The sequence below is a fragment of the Streptomyces sp. NPDC004561 genome, assembly GCF_053602155.1.
This window is the reverse complement of record NZ_JBSGDB010000034.1, coordinates 1-20791: the sequence shown is the minus strand read 5'-3', so window position 1 is coordinate 20791 and position 20791 is coordinate 1. Positions and strand designations below refer to the sequence as shown.

General features: G+C 71.5%; 19 protein-coding genes. 11 read left to right on the top strand and 8 right to left on the bottom strand.

All coding sequences use genetic code 11. From position 1 onward, the window contains the following. The first annotated feature begins 11 nt into the window (after positions 1–11). On the top strand, positions 12–1469 hold the full coding sequence (locus ACWEN3_RS07315; protein WP_452966850.1) for a penicillin-binding transpeptidase domain-containing protein: 1458 nt from the start codon (positions 12–14) through the stop codon (positions 1467–1469). Positions 1470–1567: 98 nt separating this feature from the next. Here ACWEN3_RS07315 and ACWEN3_RS07310 read toward each other — a convergent pair whose 3' ends face one another. Together ACWEN3_RS07310 and ACWEN3_RS07305 are read right to left on the bottom strand one after the other, a co-directional pair. Continuing rightward, entirely contained in the window at positions 1568–2401 is an 834-nt protein-coding gene (locus ACWEN3_RS07310; RefSeq protein WP_452966847.1) for a hypothetical protein, read from the bottom strand. 69 nt (positions 2402–2470) lie between these two features. Then, positions 2471–3580 carry a ferritin-like domain-containing protein gene (locus ACWEN3_RS07305; RefSeq protein WP_452966818.1) on the bottom strand — a complete coding sequence of 370 codons (1110 nt, stop codon included), beginning with the start codon at positions 3578–3580 and terminating at the stop codon, positions 2471–2473. A 122-nt stretch (positions 3581–3702) separates the two neighbouring features. Here ACWEN3_RS07305 and ACWEN3_RS07300 point away from each other — a divergent pair, with 122 nt between their 5' ends. From ACWEN3_RS07300 to ACWEN3_RS07270, 7 genes are all read left to right on the top strand, one after another. Then, positions 3703–4641 carry an AurF N-oxygenase family protein gene (locus ACWEN3_RS07300; protein ID WP_452966816.1) on the top strand — a complete coding sequence of 313 codons (939 nt, stop codon included), beginning with the start codon at positions 3703–3705 and terminating at the stop codon, positions 4639–4641. 98 nt (positions 4642–4739) lie between these two features. Then, on the top strand, positions 4740–5396 hold the full coding sequence (locus tag ACWEN3_RS07295; RefSeq protein WP_452966815.1) for a TetR/AcrR family transcriptional regulator: 657 nt from the start codon (positions 4740–4742) through the stop codon (positions 5394–5396). After that, a complete protein-coding gene (locus ACWEN3_RS07290) occupies positions 5383–5703 on the top strand; it encodes a hypothetical protein (RefSeq protein WP_452966812.1) in 321 nt (106 codons plus the stop codon). The genes ACWEN3_RS07295 and ACWEN3_RS07290 overlap by 14 nt, the downstream gene beginning before the upstream one ends. Positions 5704–5814: 111 nt before the next feature. After that, positions 5815–6888: an NlpC/P60 family protein gene (locus ACWEN3_RS07285; RefSeq protein ID WP_452966810.1), complete on the top strand. Its 1074-nt coding sequence runs from the start codon at positions 5815–5817 to the stop codon at positions 6886–6888. Between the two features lie 83 nt (positions 6889–6971). Further along, positions 6972–8237: an MFS transporter gene (locus ACWEN3_RS07280; RefSeq protein ID WP_452966808.1), complete on the top strand. Its 1266-nt coding sequence runs from the start codon at positions 6972–6974 to the stop codon at positions 8235–8237. A gap of 98 nt (positions 8238–8335) precedes the next feature. Then, positions 8336–8983, top strand: coding sequence for a signal peptidase I (gene lepB / locus ACWEN3_RS07275; protein WP_452966805.1), 648 nt, complete (start codon positions 8336–8338; stop codon positions 8981–8983). A 1428-nt stretch (positions 8984–10411) separates the two neighbouring features. After that, positions 10412–10816 carry a hypothetical protein gene (locus ACWEN3_RS07270; protein WP_452966803.1) on the top strand — a complete coding sequence of 135 codons (405 nt, stop codon included), beginning with the start codon at positions 10412–10414 and terminating at the stop codon, positions 10814–10816. Between the two features lie 287 nt (positions 10817–11103). On the opposite strand, the gene ACWEN3_RS07265 is transcribed toward ACWEN3_RS07270, so the two are convergent. The 5 genes from ACWEN3_RS07265 to ACWEN3_RS07245 are packed head-to-tail and all read right to left on the bottom strand — an operon-like array spanning position 11104 to position 16808. Beyond that, positions 11104–12357 carry a styrene monooxygenase/indole monooxygenase family protein gene (locus ACWEN3_RS07265; protein ID WP_452966801.1) on the bottom strand — a complete coding sequence of 418 codons (1254 nt, stop codon included), beginning with the start codon at positions 12355–12357 and terminating at the stop codon, positions 11104–11106. A 24-nt stretch (positions 12358–12381) separates the two neighbouring features. Continuing rightward, on the bottom strand, positions 12382–13038 hold the full coding sequence (locus tag ACWEN3_RS07260) for a GTP-binding protein (protein WP_452966798.1): 657 nt from the start codon (positions 13036–13038) through the stop codon (positions 12382–12384). Next, complete coding sequence (locus ACWEN3_RS07255) at positions 13019–13429, bottom strand: DUF742 domain-containing protein (RefSeq protein ID WP_452966796.1); 411 nt, start codon at positions 13427–13429, stop codon at positions 13019–13021. The genes ACWEN3_RS07260 and ACWEN3_RS07255 overlap by 20 nt, the downstream gene beginning before the upstream one ends. After that, entirely contained in the window at positions 13426–13923 is a 498-nt protein-coding gene (locus tag ACWEN3_RS07250) for a roadblock/LC7 domain-containing protein (protein WP_452966794.1), read from the bottom strand. The genes ACWEN3_RS07255 and ACWEN3_RS07250 overlap by 4 nt, the downstream gene beginning before the upstream one ends. Beyond that, the gene (locus ACWEN3_RS07245) at positions 13920–16808 is read right to left on the bottom strand and encodes a nitrate- and nitrite sensing domain-containing protein (RefSeq protein WP_452966793.1); all 2889 of its coding nucleotides are present in this window, start codon (positions 16806–16808) and stop codon (positions 13920–13922) included. Before ACWEN3_RS07245 ends, ACWEN3_RS07250 begins: the two co-directional genes overlap by 4 nt. A gap of 392 nt (positions 16809–17200) precedes the next feature. On the opposite strand from ACWEN3_RS07245, the gene ACWEN3_RS07240 reads away from it, so the two are divergent. Further along, a complete protein-coding gene (locus ACWEN3_RS07240; RefSeq protein ID WP_452966791.1) occupies positions 17201–18007 on the top strand; it encodes a hypothetical protein in 807 nt (268 codons plus the stop codon). Here the strand turns inward: ACWEN3_RS07240 and ACWEN3_RS07235 are convergent. Beyond that, positions 17994–18485, bottom strand: a complete 492-nt coding sequence (locus ACWEN3_RS07235) for a MarR family winged helix-turn-helix transcriptional regulator (protein ID WP_452966789.1) — start codon at positions 18483–18485, stop codon at positions 17994–17996. The two genes, ACWEN3_RS07240 and ACWEN3_RS07235, sit on opposite strands and share 14 nt — an antisense overlap. 235 nt (positions 18486–18720) lie before the next feature. Between ACWEN3_RS07235 and ACWEN3_RS07230 the strand changes: the two genes are divergently transcribed. Continuing rightward, the gene (locus ACWEN3_RS07230; RefSeq protein ID WP_452966786.1) at positions 18721–19545 is read left to right on the top strand and encodes a lysozyme; all 825 of its coding nucleotides are present in this window, start codon (positions 18721–18723) and stop codon (positions 19543–19545) included. 125 nt (positions 19546–19670) lie between these two features. Then, on the top strand, positions 19671–20791 hold a 1121-nt coding region (locus ACWEN3_RS07225), incomplete at its 3' end, for a PAS domain-containing protein (protein WP_452966784.1).

Genomic DNA, 20791 nt, shown 5'->3' with positions numbered 1-20791 from the left:
ACGGCCGGCCGATGGGCCGCTACATCCGGCACGCGTGCGCGTTCTGCACGCTGCTGCTGGCGGCCCTGCTGGTCAACGCGGCCCGGGTGCAGGTCGTCCAGTCCGGCCTCTACGACGGCAATCCGGCCAACCGCCGTCCCGCGATCGCCCGTTACCAGCAGCCGCGCGGCAACATCCTGGTCGGCGGCGAGCCGGTCACGGGCTCCGTGGACACCCGTGAGCAGCTGCGCTACGAACGCACCTACCGGGACGGCCCGTTGTACGCGCCGGTGACCGGCTTCGCGTCCCAGTCGTACGGCACCACGTTCCTGGAGCACGCCGAGGACGGGGTGCTCGCCGGCACCGATCCGATGCTGTCGGCGCTCCCGCTGTGGCACGACGTGACGCGCCGGCCGAGTCCGGGCGGGGACGTGGCGACGACCCTGAACCGGGTGGCGCAGGAGGCCGCTTACCGGGGTCTCGCGGGCCGCAAGGGCGCGGTGGCGGCGATCGAGCCGGAGACGGGCCGGATCCTGGCCATGGTGACGAGCCCGTCGTACGACCCCGCGCAGCTGTCCGGCAACGGCGAGGCGGTGACCTCGGCGTGGGCGCGGCTCAACAGCGACCCGGAGAAGCCGATGCTCAACCGGGCGGTACGGCAGACCTATCCGCCGGGTTCGACGTTCAAGGTGGTCACCGCGGCGGCGGCGCTGGACGCGGGCGTGGTCACCGACCTGGACGCGCGCACCGACTCCCCCGACCCCTACCGGCTGCCCGGCACCCTCACCCGGCTGACCAACGAGTCCGACGGCTGTGCCGACGCCTCGCTGCGGGACGCCTTCGAGTGGTCCTGCAACACGGTGTTCGCCAAGCTGGGCGTGGACGTCGGGGCGAACAACATGAAGACCACGGCCGAGGCGTTCGGGTTCAACGACACCGGGCTGCGCGTGCCCTTCTCGGTCGCGCCCAGCACCTTCGACTCCCACGTGGACAAGGCGCAGCTGGCGCTCTCCTCGATCGGGCAGTACAACACGCGTGCCACTCCGCTGCAGATGGCGATGGTCGCGGCGGCCGTCGCCGACGACGGACAGCTGCGGACGCCGTACCTGGTGGAGCAGACGACGCGGCGGGGCGGCGAGACGGTGGCCGGGAGCGGGACGCATCCGGTCCGCCAGGTGATGCGGCCGGCCACGGCGGAGCGGCTGAAGCAGCTGATGACCGACGTGGTCCGCAAGGGCACCGGCACGCAGGCGGCCATTCCGGGCGTCGTCGTCGGCGGGAAGACCGGCACCGCCCAGCACGGGGTCGGCAACACCGGGGTGCCGTACGCCTGGTTCGTCTCCTGGGCGCAGGCCGAGGACGCCATGGCGCCGGCGGTGGCGGTCGCGGTGGTGGTGGAGGACGCCTCGGCGAACCGGGGCGAGATCAGCGGCGGCGGGGACGCAGCGCCGATCGCCCGGGACGTGATGCGGTCGGTGCTCCGCCGGTGAGACGGCCCGTCGGGGGCCCGCGCCCCCAGGCCTGAGGGCGCACGGCCCGATGCCGTACGCCCGCACGCCGGGGCCGCCGTTCGCGCCCGAGGAGGCGGTCAGCCGATCGGCTTGACGGCCTCGGAGCGGATCTTGACGGTGTTCCTGGCGAGCGCCTCCAGGTCGACCTCCGAGGGGTTCTGCGACAGCAGCGGCGTGTCCACGACGGCGACCGTGGCGCCCGTGTTGCCGTCCGTCCAGGCGCACATGGGCAGGGTGACCTTCGTGCCGAGCTGTTCCTGGGTCAGCACCTCGCAGCTGATGGTGATGCCGAGGTCGAAGTCCTTCGGCGGTACGGCGACCTTGGCGCCGTCGCCCTGGGCGGCGCCCTTCATCATGTTGCGCCGGTCCTCGTCGGTGTTCTTGAACCGGCCGTACATGCCCGACACCACCAGGGTGCCCTTGGTCTGGTCGCCGCCCAGGGTGTAGCTGCCGACGACGCCGTGGGTGTCCTTGGCGTCCCAGGCGCCCTCGGCGTCGCTCTCGATCTTCTTCCCCTCGGTGTCGGAGAGGTCCTTGGCGAGCCGGTACTTCCCGTCGAGCAGCGTGCTGGGCAGGGTGAGCTTGTTCTTCGCCGCGGGGAAGCTGCTCTCGAACCGGGCCCCGAGCGCACCGAGCGCGACCAGGCCGCCCACGACCAGTACGAGGACACCGCCCACGATCCCGAGCACCAGGCCGACCCGGCTCTTCTTCGGCGGCGGCGCCATGGGCGGCACGCCCCAGCCCGGGTACGGCTGCTGCGGCGGGTAGGGCTGGGCCTGCGGATAAGGCTGCGCCTGCGGATAGGGCCCCTGCGGGTACGGCGAGCCGTACGGGCCGGGGTTCGGCGGAGGCTGCCCGCCGTACGGCTGCTGGGGCTGGCCCGGATACGGCGGCTGCTGCGGCGGAGGCATGGACACGCCAGCACGCTACTGCACCGGGGTGAACGGGCCGCCGCCACGCCGGAACTCACGGGCCCGCCGTCAGGCCTCGGCCGCCCCCGACTCGATCGCCTCCGTCACCTCCGCGACCCGCTCCCGCTCCTCCCCGGCGAAGCGCTCGGCGTCCAGCCGCTCGGCCAGCTCCTCGTCCTCGGCCATCAGCAGGTCCAGGTTGGAGTCGCCCATCTCCAGGACGCCCATGTCGACATAGGCCTGCTGCAGGCGCTTGCCCCACAGGCCGATGTCCTTCACGCAGGGGACGATGCGGCTGAACAGCAGCCGGCGGAAGAGCTGGAGGAACTCGGACCGCTCGCTCAGCTCCTCGGCCTCCGCCCTCGGGATGCCGAAGTTCTCCAGCACCTCGACCCCGCGCAGCCGGTCGCGCATCAGATAGCAGCCCTCGATCACGAACTCCTCGCGCTCGCGCAGTTCGGCGTCGGTGAGCTGCCGGTAGTAGTCGCGCAGCGCCATCCGGCCGAAGGCCACGTGCCGGGCCTCGTCCTGCATGACGTACGTCAGGATCTGCTTGGGCAGCGGCTTGTCGGTGGTGTCCCGGATCATGCCGAAGGCGGCCAGCGCCAGGCCCTCGATCAGGACCTGCATGCCCAGGTAGGGCATGTCCCAGCGGCTGTCGCGCAGGGTGTCGCCGAGGAGGGCCTGCAGATTGTCGTTGATCGGGTAGACCAGGCCGATCTTCTCGTGCAGGAACCGGCCGTAGATCTCGGCGTGCCGGGCCTCGTCCATGGTCTGGGTCGCGGAGTAGAACTTCGCGTCGAGGTCGGGCACCGACTCCACGATCCGCGCCGCGCAGATCATCGCGCCCTGCTCGCCGTGCAGGAACTGGCTGAACTGCCAGGAGGCGAAGTGCTGTCGCAGCTCGCCCTTGTCCCGGTCGGTCATCTTGTCCCAGTACGGCGTCCCGTACAGGGTCATGGCCTCCTCGGGCGTGCCCAGCGCGTCGTACGGGTCGACCTCCAGGTCCCAGTCGATGCGCTTGTTCCCGTCCCACTGCTTGTCCTTGCCCTTCTGGTACAGGGCGAGCAGGCGGTCGCGGCCGTCGTCGTACTCCCAGCTGAACCGGGCGGCACCGCTCGCGGGCACCTGCCAGGGGGAGTCACCGGGCTCGTTGGCGTACACGTCATGCGTCGGCATACCTCGCAGGCTCACACGTAGACGCGGAGTCAACAAGTCATGCGCAGGGGATTGACGGCCTTGCTGACAAGCAGTCTCATAAGAGGCGGACGACGTACCCCGGGTAACGAGGTGAGGGAGCCATGACGACCCTGACGGAAGCGGACGCGCTGGACGGACTGCGCGACGCGCTCGGCCTGCTCAAGGACCGGGAGCAGGTGGCCGAGCGGCTGCTGGCCTCCTCCGCCAAGCACTCCTTCGACCCGGACCAGGAGCTGGACTGGGACGCGCCCTTCGAGGAGGGCAAGTGGTTCTGGCCGCCGGAGCTGGTGTCGCTGTACGACACGCCCCTGTGGAAGCGGATGGGCGAGGAGCAGCGGATCCTGCTCTCCCAGCACGAGGCGGCGGCCCTGGCCTCGCTCGGCATCTGGTTCGAGATCATCCTGATGCAGCTGCTCGTCCGGCACATCTACGACAAGGCGGCGACGAGCGCGCACGTGCGGTACGCGCTCACCGAGATCGAGGACGAGTGCCGGCACTCCAAGATGTTCGCGCGGCTGATCTCGCACGGCGGCACGCCCTGGTACCCGGTGGGCCGGGCCCACCAGAACCTCGGCCGTCTCTTCAAGACCATCTCCACCACGCCCGGATCCTTCACCGCGACCCTGCTCGGCGAGGAGGTCCTGGACTGGATGCAGCGGCTGACGTTCCCGGACGAGCGGGTCCAGCCGCTGATCCGCGGGGTCACCCGGATCCATGTCGTGGAGGAGGCCCGGCACGTCCGGTACGCCCGCGAGGAACTGCGCCGGCAGATGGTGACCGCCCCCAGGTGGTCCCAGGAGTTCACCCGGGTCACCTCCGGCGAGTTCGCCCGCGTCTTCTCGGTGGCCTTCGTGAACCCCGACGTGTACGCCAACGTCGGCCTCGACAAGCGGGAGGCGATGGCGCAGGTCAAGGCCAGCGGGCACCGCCGGGAGGTCATGCAGACGGGGGCCCGGCGGCTGACCGACTTCCTGGACGACATCGGCGTCCTGCGGGGAGTGGGGCGGCGGCTGTGGAGGTCGTCCGGACTGCTGGCGTAGACACGGGCGCTCCCAGGGGCGCGGGCAACCGCGCGACCAGCCATGACGGACCGGCGGACGAGGGCGGCCACGGCGGCGCAGCGATTAGGCTGACGGCCATGACCCCGTCGGCCACCCCCGCCTACCGCCGGCTCAGCGTCGAGGAGAGGCGAAGCCAACTCCTCGACGCCGCGCTGTCCCTCTTCGCCCACCGCGCGCCCGAGGACGTGTCGCTGGACGACGTGGCGGAGGCGGCCGGAGTCTCGCGTCCGCTGGTCTACCGGTACTTCCCCGGCGGCAAGCAGCAGCTGTACGAGGCCGCGCTGAGGTCGGCCGCCGAGGAACTCCAGCAGTGCTTCGACGAGCCCCGCGAGGGCTCGCTGCTGCCCCGCCTGTCCCGCGCCCTCGACCGCTACCTCGCCTTCGTCGACGGGCACGACACCGGTTTCAGCGCGCTGCTCCAGGGCGGCAGCGTGGTGGAGACCTCGCGCACCACGGCCATCGTGGACGGGGTGCGCCGGGCCGCCGCCGAGCACATCCTCAGCCACCTCGGCGTCACCGACCCCGGGCCGCGGCTGCGCATGACGGTCCGGATGTGGATCACGGCCGTGGAGGCGGCCTCGCTGATCTGGCTGGACGAGGACAAGCAGCCGCCGGCCGGGGAGCTGCGCGACTGGCTGGTGGAGCAGTTCGTGGCCGTCCTGACGGTCACCGCGAACCGGGACGAGCAGACGGCCACCCTCGTCGGCGGGCTCGCCGGGGATGACCGAGACTGAGACCGTGAAGAGCGAGGACACCCCCTTCGAGGGCGGCCCCATGGACGGACGGGTGCTGCCCGTCCTGCTCGGTCCGACCGGGCACCCCCCGAAGACGTACCGCATCCCCGTCCCGGACCCGGCCGGCGGCCCGCCCACGACGCACGTCTACCGGCGCGTACCGCGCGGGCACAGCAAGCGGCTGGGGCTGATCCAGGGGTGGAAGTACCAGTACGACCCCGAGGACAGGTACGGCGGACGGCTCAGGTGGCCCTGGTCGAAACCCGATGCCACGCCGTCCGGCGACCCGGACGACACGCACGGGTGACAGGGTTGCGCCGAACCGCCCACGTTCGGCGCGCGTCCCACGCGAATACGTCTGATTATCGCGGTGCGATAGGGGCGGAACACCCGCCCTTACCGCACCCGAGGTGATGACGTGCCAGGAACGTTTCTGCGCCTGACCTGCACGGCCGCGGTGGCGGCCCAGGCCGTCCTCGCGCCCGTGCCCGCCGCGGCCGCGCCGGACCCGCAGCGGCCCGTCTCCAAGCTGCTGACGGACCTTCAGCAGCTGTACCGGCAGACGGAACAGGCCACCGAGACCTACGACGCCACCGACGAGAAGCTCGAACGGCAGCGCGCCGAGGTGGACCGCCTCGACGGCGAACTGGCCCGCGCCCGCCTCGCCCTCCAGGACAGCCGGGCCGTCGCCGGCCGGCTGGCCCGCCAGCAGTACCAGAGCAGCGGCCAACTCGGGCCCTACGTACGCCTCCTCCTCGCCCGCGACCCGCAGCACGCGCTGGACGAGGGCCATGTCATCGGCGAACTGGCGCGCGCACAGGCCCGCACGGTGACCCGGCTGTCCGACCGGGAGCGGCAGAAGGACGCCCTGGCCCGGGCGGCCCGCAAGGCCCTCGACACCCAGCTCGGCCTCGCCGACCAGCAGAAGAAGCAACGCGACGACGTCCGGGCCAGGCTCGGCGACGTGGAACGCCTGCTGGCCTCGCTCACCCCCGACCAGCTGGCGGCCGTCGCCCGGCTGGAACAGCAGGACGTGACCCGGGCCCAGCAGCGCCTCAGCACCTCCGGCGCCCTCTCCGACGACCGCCCGGCCACCTCCGCGGGCACCCGTGCCGTCCGCTACGCCATGAACCAGCTCGGCAAGCCGTACGCCTGGGGCGCGCAGGGGCCTTCGGCGTACGACTGCTCGGGCCTGACCTCCGAGGCCTGGGAGCACGCGGGCACCCCGATCCCCCGCACCAGCCAGGAGCAGTGGCACCGGCTCAGAAGGGTCCCGCTGAACCGGCTGCGCCCCGGCGATCTGGTGGTCTACTTCCCCGAGGCGACCCATGTGGCGATGTACGTGGGCCACGGCAAGGTCGTCCAGGCGCCGAGGACGGGACAGAAGGTCCAGGTCTCACCGCTGGCCTCCTATCCGGTCCTCGGCGCCGTACGCCCGGACGGCCCGTCAGGAGAACGCGGCGCTCAGGCCCCGGCGGCCGAGGCCAGGTAGGCGCCGTACGTCGGCCCCTGTTCCTGTGGGAGGCGGCCGGATCAGTGCGCGGTGAACGCGGCAGCGGCGTAGTGTGCCCGCTCATGTCCGTCGCTGAGCGTCCTCCTTCCTTGCTGCGCAACGTGGGTTTCGTCCGCCTCGCGCTTGCCCGGATCATTTCCGTCCTCGGCAACGGGTTCGCCCGAGTCGCACTGGCCTTCGCGGTGCTCTCCCTGCCCGGCACCACCCCGGGAGAACTCTCCCTCGTCGTCGCCTGCCAGGCGGTTCCGCAGCTCGCGCTGGTCCTGGTGGGCGGCGTGATCGCCGACCGGGTCTCCCGCTCCGGGCTGATGGCCCTCTCGGACGCGTTGGGCGCCCTCTCCTACGGCGGGCTCGCCGCGGTGGTGCTCCTCGGACACGCTTCCGTCATCGCACTGTGTTCGCTGGCCATCACGGCGGGCATCGCCTCCGCCCTCTTCTCTCCGGCGATGGACGGGGTGATCCCGCAGCTGGTTCCCGCCTCCGTTCTCCAGCGGGCCAACGGCCTTCTGCGGGTGGGCACCAACACCTCGCTCCTGCTGGGACTGGCCTTGTCGGGCGTGACCGTGGCATGGATCGGCGCCGGCTGGGCGCTGGCCCTCAACGGTCTGTCCTTCGTCGTCAGCGCCGTCCTCACCTCCTCACTGCGCCTGGGCCGCCGCGCCCGCAGTTCCAGCTCCGGCTGGGCCGATCTGCGCGCGGGCTGGCGGGAGTTCAGGTCGCACCAGTGGCTGTGGGTGGTGGTCGTCCAGTACTCCCTCGTGGTCGCGGCCATGAACGCCAACGCCGGTGTGCTGGGACCGCTGGCGGCACGTGCGCACTTCGGTGGGGCCCGTGCGTGGTCGCTGGTGGTCGCGGCCCAGGCCCTGGGATCCGTGGCGGGCGCCGGGATCGCGGCCCGGACGCGCGTCGGCCGGCCGATCCTGGCCGCGGTCCTGTTCACCCTGCCCACCGCCGCGCCGCCGGCCCTGCTCGGAGCCGCCGCGCCTCTGTGGGCCGTCGCCGCCGGTGCCTTCGCGGCCGGCGTCAGCCTGGACTTCTTCGGCGTGCTGTGGTCCACCACCATGCAGCGCGAAGTCCCCGAGGAGGCCCTGTCCCGCGTCAGTTCCTACGACTGGTTCGGCTCCCTCTCCCTCGCCCCGCTCGGCCTCGCCCTGGCCGGACCCGCTGCCGACGCTTTCGGCACCGGCGAGGTGCTGCTGGCTTGCGCGGGCCTGATCGTCACCGCCACCCTTGCCGCACTCCTGTCTCCCGGCGTGCGGTCGCTGCGCGCACCCGACCCGGGTCTGACCGCGTCCCTCGTAGCCGGGACATCCGCATCGGCATCCTGACGGGAGTACCGGACCCGCTCCACGGTGCCTGGGTCGACGGCGGGCATAGCATCTGCTGGCCCGCACAGCCGTCGGGCGGTTCAACGGGAGGGATGCTCATGCGGCGGACGATCACCGGATTCAGACGTGTGGCCTGGGTGTTGGCACCCGTCGGGTTGGCCCTCCTGGCAGGGGCCGTCGTGTACACCCTCGCGAACTACAGCATGGTCACAGTCTCGGGCAACTCGATGAGGCCCGCATTCCGCCCGGGTGATCAGCTGTTGATCGAGCGGATCGACGCGACCGAGATACGCCGAGGTGATGTCGTACTCATCGATCCGCCCGAGCGCCATATGACGGAACCGGTGTTGCGGCGGGTCATCGGAATGGGCGGCGATCACGTGGTGGGGGCCGGGAATCGGGTCACGGTGAACGGAAAGCCACTCGACGAGCCCTATGTGCCGGATGCCGACAAGGATCTGGCGGTCGCCCCGTACGACGTGAAGGTCCCGGAGGGGCGGTTGTTCGTGCTCGGCGACCACCGTGCGAACTCCAACGACTCGCGTTACCACCTCAGTGAGCAGTCAGGCAGCTTCGCGGCCTCCGGAGTGCGGGGGCGAGTAGTGGAGAACTCCGCCGCGCCAACAGCGCCGGTGGCCGTCGGAAGCGCCGGGATTGTGCTGACCCTGCTCGGCGTCGGAGGGTACATAGCCGGACGACGCGCCCAGAGACCGCTCCCGCCCGCCGCGCCATGGCCCGTGGCCTGAGGCCGGCCGTACGGCAGCGAAGCACAGGGAGGTCCCGAACCGATGGATCGCCCCTGGGCGGGCGGCTACTCCGACGACCCGCCATTCTGAAAGTGTGATCGGCGGGATAGGCGCACTTGTCAAGACCGCACAGGGCGGTTGACACCAGCGACTGACACCAACAAGCGCGAACAGCGGCGGTCGTCGCCGGACCTCAATGGACGATCTGCCCAGGAGTAGGACCGGTTGGCCGACGTCGCCGCCCCCCGGTGATCGACCTGATAAGGATGAGGTCAGACCTCAAAGCCTTGGCCTATGCGGGCGCCCGCCGGCCTCACCATCGGCCGGCGCCCGTCGCGTTGACCCGGTCATCGAGACTCCGCCGACCGCGTGACTCACCATCCGAACCCGGAGGCGTGGCCCCGAGCACGGCCCTGGCCCGCCCGTGCTGCTCGAGGGCAGCACGACCCCTGGAAACCGAGGGCGCATAAGATCAGCGCCTTGCCAGGATCAGAACGGGCTGAAGGCGGTCAGGATGGATGCCCTGTCACAGTTGGTGACGATTGCCGCCGTGCTTCTGGGGTCGTTGATGACTTTCGTCACCAACCAGTTGGCGGAGCGGAGCAAACGGCGTGAGACTCGGCGCGTTCGCTGGGATGAGAAGAAGCTCGACACATACACCGACTACATCAGCAAAGTGCGTGCCACCATGGCCGCCAACGTGGTGGTCTACAAAGTCCGCAAGGGCCTACGGACCATGCCGCGAAGCGAGGAGGACATACGGCTGGACCTCACCCAAGCAGGGACTGCGCAAGCAATCGCCTTTGAGCGGGTAATGCTCCTGGCCGGAGATGACGTGGTCGAAGCAGCCCACGCCGTACAAGAAGCGACGGCCGCTTTCGGAGAAGTTGCGCGGGGGGACGCGGATGACACTCGGGACGAGTGGGGAGCTCTTCACAGCGCAGCGTTCCATGCCATCAACCAGTTTCACGAGCGTGCGCGAATAGACCTAGGTGTCAGCGGAGGCTTTCGAGGCGAGCGGCACTCAGCCCGTGGTGGCCTTCTGCCACTTGGCAGCGGAAGTGGCGAAGCAAGCCCGAGCGCCCCAGGGCCCGCAGAGGAGACACGCTAGAGAGAAGATCAGAAGTTATTGGGAAGCTGAGGTGATCTAGGGCTTATTGCGGGGCTGAGCGCCCGCCCAAGTCGCTTCGGGACGAAGCGGTCGCTCCCAGGTCCACAGACTGCCCGACGCGCCGGTAGCTCACGGGGCCGTGATCACTCGCGCCGAAGCAGTTCCCGGCCAAAGTCGCTCCACCGACCTCTGGTCCCGCATGTGGCCAGCCGAATGGAGTAGCTGAGAGTGCGCCAATTCCAGCGGTGCGCGACGCTAAAGGGGCCGGCGTGGCCTCACGCTGCCTCAGTTCCTCGGCCGACGGGAAGGTTCTCATCATGGGAAATAGCGCCAACATGAAGGTGGTGAACGTCAGCCAACTTCTTTTGCAGACCTTCATCACCAACGTCGAGTGCATGTATGACAACGGCGAATATGGCTCTGACCTCTCGGCCTTCAACGACACAAACATCGGTCCAGGTACCACCTACCCCAGCCCGACGGGGCAATTCATCGAAACGAAAAACAGCGGTAGCTGCTTCGGTGTAACCTCCACCTTTGACCTGTTGATCAACAACCTGAACACGAATCAGGAGATCGGTCAGGTCGCCTTCCAGGAGAACGACGGATGGTCTTACAAGTGCACGAACCCTTCCGTTATTCACGTCGATATCTCGGGTGATCCCACGATGATCTCCGTGACCGTCCAGCAACCTCCCTCCGAGGGCCCCAGTGGTCGTTGAGACGCCTGGGGAGCCCGTGCACGCTCGGCCGGGTGGCCGACTGCCCGGGCATCGAGGGGCATCCCGCGACACCCCCGCTCGGGCCGTCTCCGGGCCGTGCGGGGGTACTGCAGTACAGCAGCGGAGTACAGCAACCACCGCGACCGCAGCCGACCGCCGAGGCCGGTAACAGTCAGACGCCGACGGCCCCGGCAGCAGAACCGGGGCCGTCTCTGGGCCGTCCGAGGGTGGCCGACGTCGACCGACAATGACAGACGACGACGGCCGAACCCCAGGTCAGAGACCCGTCACGCGCCTGCGACCGAGGCCAGGTAGGCGCCCGTCTTCTCCGGGTCGTAGAAGAAGTTCTCGAAGTCCGCCGGGTCGTTGAACGCGTTGGCGAACCGGTCGGCGACCGGCTGGAGCTGTCCGGCCGCGCCGATGAGGTTCAGGATGTGCTCCGGCGGCGGCGCCAGCATCGCGTTCGTCCACTTGGTGACGTGCTGGGCGGTGGTCCAGTAGCGGTCGAACGTGGCGCGCATCCACTCCTCGTCGAACGGCTTGTCGCCCCGTTCGAGGATCGACGCGAGGTAGGCGGCCGCGCACTTGGCCGCCGAGTTGGAACCCTGGCCGGTGATCGGGTCGTTGGCGACGACCACGTCGGCCACGCCGAGCACCAGACCGCCCGAGGGCAGCCGGCCGATGGGGTTGCGGACGGTCGGCGCGTACCGGCCGGCCAGCGTGCCGCCTGCGTCGGTCAGTTCGACCTTCGTGGCCCGCGCGTACTCCCAGGGCGTGAACCGCTCCATGAGTTCCAGGGTCAGGGAGAGGTGCTCGGCCGGGTCCTTGACGCCGTGGAAGGCGTCGAGCGGGCCGCCGGGTATGCCCTCCCAGAACAGGATGTCCGCGCGGCCCGAGGTGGTGAACGTCGGCATGACGAAGAGCTCGCCGACGCCCGGGACCAGGTTGCAGCGGACCGCGTCGAACTCCGGGTGCTCCGGGCGCGGGCCGAGCCCGTGCACGTACGCCACCGCCAGCGCGCGCTGCGGCTCGCTGTACGGGGAGCGCTCGGGGTCGCGGGCGAACATGGACACCAGCTCGCCCTTGCCGGCGGCGACGAGCACGAGGTCGTAGGCGCGGGAGAAGTAGTCGAGGTCGCCGACGGCCGCGCCGTGGATGACCAGCTGGCCGCCGCGCTGGGCGAAGGTCTCCATCCAGCCGGCCATCTTCACGCGCTGGTCGACGGACTGCGCGTACGCGTCGAGCCTGCCCACCCAGTCGATCGCCCGCTGGGTGGGGCCCGGGTCGTGCGAGCCGGGGGCGGCGACCGAGACGCCGAGTCCCTGGATCTTCGGGGCCTGGGACTCCCAGAAGTTCAGGTTCAGGTCGCGCTCGTGCTGGAGTGCCGTGTGGAACATGCACTGCGTCGACATGACCCGGCCGGAACGGATCTCGTCCGCGGTCCGGTTCGACATCAGGGTGACCTCGTAGCCGTGCGACTGCAGGCCGAGGGCGAGCTGGAGTCCGGACTGGCCGGCTCCGACGACGAGTATCTTCCGCATGCGGGTGGTGGCTCCTTACAGGGACTACTCGGGGGTTTCGTCCAGCGCGTGGCCGACCAGGGCCAGGAGTGTCTCGATGGCCGAAATCCGCCGTCGCGCATCCATGATCATGACAGGGATGTGCGGGGGTACGGTCAGCGCCTCCCGGACGTCCTCCGGGTCGAACTCCTCGCTGCCGTCGAAGTGGTTGACGGCGACGACGTACGGCAGCCCGCAGCTCTCGAAGTAGTCCAGTGCCGGGAAACAGTCCTTCAGCCGCCGGGTGTCGGCCAGGACGACGGCGCCTATCGCGCCGCGCACGAGGTCGTCCCACATGAACCAGAACCGCTGCTGGCCCGGCGTGCCGAACAGGTAGAGCACCAGGTCGTCGTCGAGCGTGATGCGGCCGAAGTCCATGGCGACCGTGGTGGTCAGCTTGCCGGGCGTGGCGGTGAGGTCGTCGGTCTCCTCGCTCGCCTCGGTCATCAGCGCCTCGGTCTGCAGCGGTGTGATCTCCGAGACGGCCGTGACCAGCGTGGTCTTGCCGACGCCGAAGCCGCCCGCCACCACGATCTTCGTCGCGACGGGGGCCCGCGTGCGGTCCGTCTGCCAGGACCTCAGGTCCTCGTCCGGCCCGGTGAACCCGGCGACGAGGGGGGTGCCCCCGAAGGAGGCGGTGGCGTCAGAGACGGCGGAGTCCACTCAGCACCCTTTCCAACAGAGCGCGGTCCGGGCGGCCGGTGCCGTGACCCGTTCCGGTGCCGTACACACGGATCTTTCCCTGGTCCGCGAGGTCGCTGAGGAGGACCCGGACCACGCCGAGCGGCATCTTCAGCAGCGCGGCGATCTCGGCCACCGTGCGCATACGGCGGCACAGTTCGACGATGGCCCGCATCTCCGGCATGACCCGGGTGGCGAGGGAACCATTCGTCAGTTCCTTGCGCTCCTCCGGGGCCTCCAGCGCGGCCACGAAGGTCTCCACGAGGAGGACGTGGCCGAAGCGGGTACGGCCGCCGGTGAGCGAGTAGGGGCGCACGCGGGCGGGCCTGCGGTCGCCGCCGCGCACGGGGAGTTTCCCCGGCGTGCCGCTCATCGGGCGCTCCCCGCCGACTGGGCCTCCAGCGACTTGCGCAGCTCGCTGCGGAGTTCGGGGGTGAGGACGTGGCCGGCGCGGCCGACGAACAGCGCCATGTGGTACGCCACCACGCTCATGTCGCACTCCGCGGAGCCGTGCACGCCGAGCAGCGATCCGTCGCTGATCGACATGACGAACAGGCTGCCCGCCTCCATCGCGACCATGGTGTGCCTGACCCCGCCGAACGCCAGCAGCTTGGCGGTGCCGAGGGTGAGGCTGCCGATGCCGGAGACGATGGTGGCGAGGTCGGCGGCGGAGCCGCGCGGTCCCTTCGCCGGGCGGGCCCGGCGGGACTGCTCGGTGTGGCCTGGGTCGGACGACAGGAGCAGCAGGCCGTCCGAGGAGACCACGGCGACGGACTGGATGCCGGGGACTTCCTCGACCAGGTTGGTCAGCAGCCAGTGCAGGTTGCGGGCCTCACTGCTCAGTCCGAAGGTACTGGGCGCGGTCAACTGCTTGCCTCCTCGACGGTGCCCCCCGTGGCTTCTTCGGTACGTTCCGCGATCTCCGCCTCTACGTCGCGGTAGCCGGCCTGTGCTCCTTGGCGGAAGCCGCCGAGCCTGCGGCGCAGGGCGTCGGCGTCCACCGTGCCGGTCCGCCGGCGCGGGGTCTCGGCCGGTGCGGTGATCCTGGGTGTGCGCTTGGGCAGGCCCTTGCTGGTGACCGCCTCGGCTTCGCCCTCGGCGTCCTCAGGCTTCCCACCCGCGCGGCTCTCGTCTCCGGCCGCGGGTGGCCCCTGCGGGACGTCCTCGCCGTCGGCGGCCGCCGGGTGGTGGCGCGGCGCTTCCGGCGCGGCCGCCAGATCCGGGAGCAGCAGCTCCATGGTCGTCTCGGCGTAGGTCTCCACCGGCGCCTTCGGCCGCGCCTCCCCGTCCTCCGCGGCCCCCCGGGCCTGCTCGTGCACCGGCGACGGCCCGGCCTCCGGCCCACCGTCCCCGGCCCCCCGGCCGGGGGTGTCACGCACGGCTTCCGCACCCGGACCCGCGGAGAATTCCGGAAGCGCGGCCCCGGCCGGACCCACGTCCCCGGCCGGACCGGTGGAGGCGCCCGGCTCCTCGTCCCCCGTCGGACCGCCGGAGGCGGCCGGCGGTGGTGGGTGCGGGGTCGAGTCCTGGACGGCCCTTTCGGCGAGGGCGACCAGGGGGTCGGGGTCCTTCGGGCGAGTGGGGAGGATGTTGGAGTTGGCCTCGGCGGCGGCGCCCGGCAGGGTGAACGTGCCGGTGTTGCCGTGGGACGCCGACTGGTGCGGTACGACGGCCGACGGGGCCTGCGCGAGCAGCGGGGCGGGCAGGACCACGACCGCCGCGATGCCGCCCTGCTTCTGCTCGCGCAGCCGCACCCGGACCCCGTGGCGGTGGGCGAGGCGGGCCACGACGTACAGGCCGAGCCCGAGGCCGTCCTCGCCCTCCTGGTCGTAGGCGGACTCGGGGTCGAAGTCGGCGAGGCGGCCGTTGAGCCGGCCGAGGCGGTCGCCGGCCATGCCGATGCCCTCGTCCTGGACGGAGAGCATGACCTCGCCGGACTCCAGGAGCCAGCCGGAGATCTCCACCGGGATGTCCGGCGGGGAGAACGACGTCGCGTTCTCCATCAGCTCCGCCAGCAGGTGGGAGAGGTCGTCCGCGGCGAAGCCCGCCACGTGCGCGTGCGGCGGGAGCGCTGCGATGCGGACCCGGTCGTAGCGCTCGATCTCGCTGACCGCCGCCCGGACCACGTCGACCAGCGGAACCGGGCCGTGGTGCTGCTGCACGTGCTCGGTGCCGGCGAGGACCAGGAGGTTCTCGCTGTGCCGGCGCATCACCGTGGCGAAGTGGTCCAGCTTGAACAGGGTGGCCAGGCGCTCGGGATCCTGCTCCCGGTCCTCCAGGCCCTCGATCACCGCGAGTTGGCGCTCGACCAGGCCGAGGGTGCGCAGCGCCAGGTTGACGAACGTGCCGCCGATGCTGGTGCGCAGGCGCTTCAGCTGGGCGGCGGAGTCGGCCAGTTCGGCGCGCAGCGCCTCGCGGGCGTCGGCCATCTGCTGGCGCTGCCCGACCAGGTGCTTGCGGTCGGTCTCCAGGGTGACGACGCGCTCGTGGAGGGCCGCGGCGTGCGCGTGCAGGGCGTTGACCGAGCGGACGACCTGGGCGAACTCGTCGTTGCGGCCCGTGAAGGCGATGGGCTCCTGGGCCGCGGGGTCCTCGGACTCGGCGAGGCGGGCGGAGCCGCGGCGCAGGACCGACAGCGGGCGGGTGAGGGTGCGGGCCATGGCCGTGGCGATGCCGACGGCGGCCAGGATCAGCGCGCCGAGGACGGCGATGCGGATCTCCAGGGCGGTGACGTCGTCGTCCCTGAGCTTCGCGAGGTCCTTGGTGCGGTGGTCGTAGAGCGCGGACTCGGCGCCGCGCATCAGGTCGACCCGGGCGGACAGGGCCGCGTCCAGCTTCTTGGTGCTGGTGGTCAGCGCGCTGTCGGAGAGGGTGGGCCGGCCGGTGAGCGTGGCCAGGTACTTCTCCGCGGAGTTGACCTCGGGGCCGGTGACCGTGGAGTCGTAGGAGTCGACGGCCGCCTGGGGCGCGGTCTCGCGGAAGTCGGCGAGGGCCGAGTCGGCGCGCAGCCGGGCCTGCTGGGCGGCGGCGCTGAGCGCGTCGCGCTGCCTGCGGTCCGCGTCGCTCGTGGTGGCGGCCGTGATCGGCAGGCCGGTGACGGGGCTGATCACCGTCCGGGTGTCGGACGGGACGTTCAGCGCGGCGAGCAGCAGACCGCGGGCGGCGGCGGACTGCTGGACGGCGGTGTCCAGTTCGGCGAGCGCGTACGCGCCGGAGCCGGCCCGCGGGGGCATCTGCTCGGCAAGCTGCCCGGCGAGCCGGTGCAGTTCCGCGATGGTGGCCGAGTAGGCCTGGTGGGCCTGGAGCGCCGTGGACTTGCCGGTGAGGGCGGCCCGCCGGACGGCGGCGACGCCGTCGAGGTCGGTGCGCAGGTTCGCCGGGGTGTCGGTGTCGGCGCGCAGGTCCTCGACCTGCCGGTCGACGCGGGCGCTGCGGTCCTCGGAGGGCGCCTTGGACTTGGGGCGTCCGGCCGCGATGTAGGAGGTCACCTCGTCGCGCTCGTCGGCCAGGGAGTGGGCGAGGGCGAGGGCGTCCTCGGTGCGGGCGGCCAGCGTCACCAGGTTCTGGGAGTCGCTGACGTCTCCGGAGGCGGTGAGCAGGGAGGGCGCGCCGGCCCCGGCGACGGCGGCGGCCACCACCGTGACGGCGACGATCAGCCGGGTGCGCACATGGGTGGGACGGCCGGTGCCCACGGGGGTCTGCGGGGCGGTGCCCGCGGGGTCCGTCTGCCTGCCTGTGCGCCGAGGCCGCATTTTCTGCACCGGTGCTCGCAATCCTGAACTCGTCTACCCAGGGCCCGGGTGGCGCCCCGTCATCTCGGTGCCAAGTGGTGCGTGCACCCGGTTCGTACGGTTCCCGACCCTCCCAGCGCCGGTGGGCAGGGGCCGCGCATCACCTGACCCGCCACCCGAAGGAGTGAACATCGGAGGGGAGTTGGCGGGCAAGTTCCTCCGGCGTGTGCGACACGGTCATATGGCGGGCCGGTTGGACGCGCGGGGCAGGCTTTGGCAGGATTCGCCACCGCGCTTTTCCGGGGTGCCCCATTCCCGCCCAAACCAGGCGGCTGACCTGCGGGGTCGTGTCAATCCGGCGATGGTTGCCAGCCTTTGGCGGACGCTGTGAAGGGCTCGTGCAGACTGGCCGAATGCGAACTGATCTCGTTTCGGAACCCGGCGACGCGACCCGACCCAACGAGGACTTCGCCGCTGTCGGGCTACCCGCCTCCGGGCAGGGCGGTTGCGTGGTCGTCCTGGACGGGGTGACTCCACCCGGCGGGGAGACGGGCTGTCTGCATTCCGTCCCCTGGTTCACCGCGCGGCTCGGCGGCGCGCTGATCGAACTGACCGTTTCCGGGCGGGATCTGACGCTGCCGGAGATTCTCTCCGGGGCGATCGGGCGAACCGCCACGGCGCACGCGGCCACCTGTGACCTTTCTCACCCGCGAACCCCCCAGGCAACCGTCGTGCTGACCCGCTGGTCCACCGACACCGTCGAATACCTGGTGCTGTCCGACTCCGTGCTGCTGCTCCGGTCGCCCGAGGGCACGGTCACCCCGGTCCTGGACGACCGCCTGTCCCGGCTCCCCCGCTCGGCGCTCGCCACCGACGCCCTGGTGGACGCCAACCTGCGCAACAAGGAGGGCGGCTTCTTCACGGCCGCCGCGGACCCCGCCGTCGCCGCCCGCGCGGTGGCCGGCACCGTGCCCCGCCGTGAGGTCGGCGCGCTGGCCGCGCTGACGGACGGCGCGACCCGCTGGACGGAGAGGTTCCGCGAGGGCGACTGGGCCGCCCTGTTCGGCGTCGTCGCCGAGGAGGGCGGCCGGTCGCTGGTGGACCGGGTACGGCGGCTGGAGGCGGCGGACCGGCGGGAGCGGGCGTTCCTGGGGCGGAGCAAGACGCACGACGACGCGACGGTCGTGTACGCGGAGCTGGGCCGGGCTATTTCTCCATGACGCCGTTCAGCTCGTGCAGCAGCCGGGCCAGCTCGGCCACCTCGCGCCGGTCCCAGTGGGCGAGCTGGCAGACGTAGCGGGCCCGGCGGGCGTCGCGGACCGTGCTCACCCGGCTGCGGCCCTCGTCGGTCAGGGTGACGAGCCAGGCGCGGCCGTCCGCGGGGTCGGGCTCGCGGGTGATCAGGCCCAGCTCCTCCAGGGCGCGCAGCTGGCGGGACATGGTGGCCTTGCCGACTCCGATGTAGGCGGCGAGTTCCGTGGCCCGCTGGCCGCCCAGCTCGTCCAGGCGGATGAGCAGGCCGTACGCGGAGGACTCCAGGTCGGGGTGGACCTCGCGGGCCATCTCGCCCTGGTTGGCCCGGGCGCGCCGGAGCAGCACGGTCAACTCGCGCTCCAGCGCCAGGAATTCCTGGTCTGCACCACTGGGCGTCACCCGTCCGGCAACGCGTGGCACGTCGCTGTTTCCGTCCTCGTGCACGTCAGCACCCCTGATCGGTTTCGCGGTCCTGAAAGTTTCTGGCAAACGCCGTCATAGCCGCAGCTCCGTAAGTATTTCGCAGGCGTAGACCAACGGCGGCGTCCGGACCCCCTTCCCACGCCGAATCTACGTGCGTAGCTTCTTCGGCAGAAAGTCGAATGGCATGTTCACGCCAGCGACAAACGACCGTCGCTGCTCCCCGTTTCCCCCCACCCCACTCCCCCGGAGGCACGTCATGCCCGTGCACAGACCCGGCTCCACCCGCCCGCGCGCGCTCTCCGTCCTGGTCACGGCCCTGCTCGCGGCACTGTCCTGCACGCTCCCCCTCACCTCCGCCCAGGCCGCGACCGCACCCGGCCGCGGCTCCGCCCACATGGGCATGGGCGTCCTCGCCCACGACGGCAGCCACGGCACCCCCACGAGCGGCGACGCCACCCAGACCGAGGGCGTGGACGTCTCCAGCTACCAGGGCAACGTCGCCTGGTCCACCCTGTACGGCAGCGGGGTGCGCTGGGCCTACACGAAGGCCACGGAGGGCACGTACTACACGAACTCGTACTTCGCCCAGCAGTACAACGGCTCGTACAACGTGGGCATGATCCGCGGCGCCTACCACTTCGCGACCCCGGACACCACGAGCGGCGCCGCCCAGGCGAGCTACTTCGTCGGCCACGGCGGCGGCTGGTCGAGGGACGGCAAGACGCTGCCCGGCGCGCTCGACATCGAGTGGAACCCGTACGGGGCCAGCTGCTACGGCAAGACCACGGGCCAGATGGTCGGCTGGATCGCCGACTTCCTGAACACCTACAAGTCCCTCACCGGCCGCGACGCCGTGATCTACACGGCCACCAGCTGGTGGACCCAGTGCACCGGCAACTACGGCGGCTTCGCCGCGAACAACCCGCTGTGGATCGCCCGGTACGCCACGGACCCGGGGACGCTGCCGGCCGGCTGGCCGTACTACACCATGTGGCAGTACACCTCCTCCGGGCCGACCGTCGGGGACCACGACAAGTTCAACGGAGCGCTGGACCGCGTGCAGGCTCTCGCGAACGGCTGACGCTCCGCCGCGACCCCTGCCGACCGCGGCAGGGGTCGCTTTTTTCCGTGCAACGCTGCGTTGGTGCTCCGCGCCGCCCGGGATCATGCTGGTCAGGAGAGCCTGCCGAGCAAGGGTGAGCGGCGATGGAGCGACAGTTCACGTACACGGCCACGGCCACCGTCGATGAGCAGGGCATCCTCACCGGCTGGAGCGAGGGCGCGCGGCGGCTGCTCGGCTACGACTCCTCGGCGGTCGTCGGACGGCCCGCCACCGCGATCCTCGCCACCGAGGGCGGAGCGGTCCGGCAGGCCCTGGCCGGGCGGAACCGCTGGCACGGCACCGTCCCGCTGTGGCACCACGACGGGCGGCTCCTGGAGCTGGGCGTGCTCGCGCACCGGCGCGGGTCGCGCGCCGGGGACAGCGACTGGCTCGTGGTGAGCGCCGTGACGGCCCGGTCGCAGCCGCCCCGGGGCGAACCGCTGGAGGAGTGGACGTTTCTCCAGTCCCCCTTCCCGCTGGCCATCTTCGACACCGACCAGCGTCTGGTGCGCGCCAACCGCCGGATGGAACACGCCCTGACCCTGCCCGAGGCGGCGATGCGCGGGCTGCGCCTCTCCCACATCGTCCCCGGCCCCGCCAGCGAGGAGACCGAGCGGACGATGCGGCGGGCGCTGGAGTCCGGCCGGCCGCAGGAGGCGGAGGCCGGACTCGGCGCGGAACTCGGCCGGTCCACGGTCCTCACCCCGCTGAAGGACGCCGACGGCCGGGTGCGCGCCGTCTGTGTGTCCCCCCGGCAGCCCGTGCCGGAGGACGCGGCCCGGCAGGAACCGCCGGCAGAGGCCGGCCCGAGTGTGGGCAGCGCGGCGGACCAGGCCCGCGCCGCACAGGAACTCGGCGAGGTCACGGTCCCCCGGCTCGCCGACGTCATGACGGTCGACCTGCTCGACTCGCCCCGGACCGAGGAGGAGCTCGCCGCCCCGCCGGCGGCCACGGTCGTCCTGCGCCGCGCCGCGCTGCGCGCCGTCCCCGGCGGCACCGGGCGCGCCCGCGGCAGCGGGGTGGGCGAGGCGGTCGTCTGCCCGCCGGACTCCCCGCCCGCGAGGTGCCTGACCGCGGGCCGTCCGCAGCTGTACGACACGGCGGAGCCGGGCATCGCCGCGTGGGCGGAGCTTACCCCGTGCAGTCCGAGCCTTACCGGCTCGTCCGGTCGACGCCGCCCTGGCCAATGGGGCACGATGTCGTCACACAGAACTGTGATGCCGTT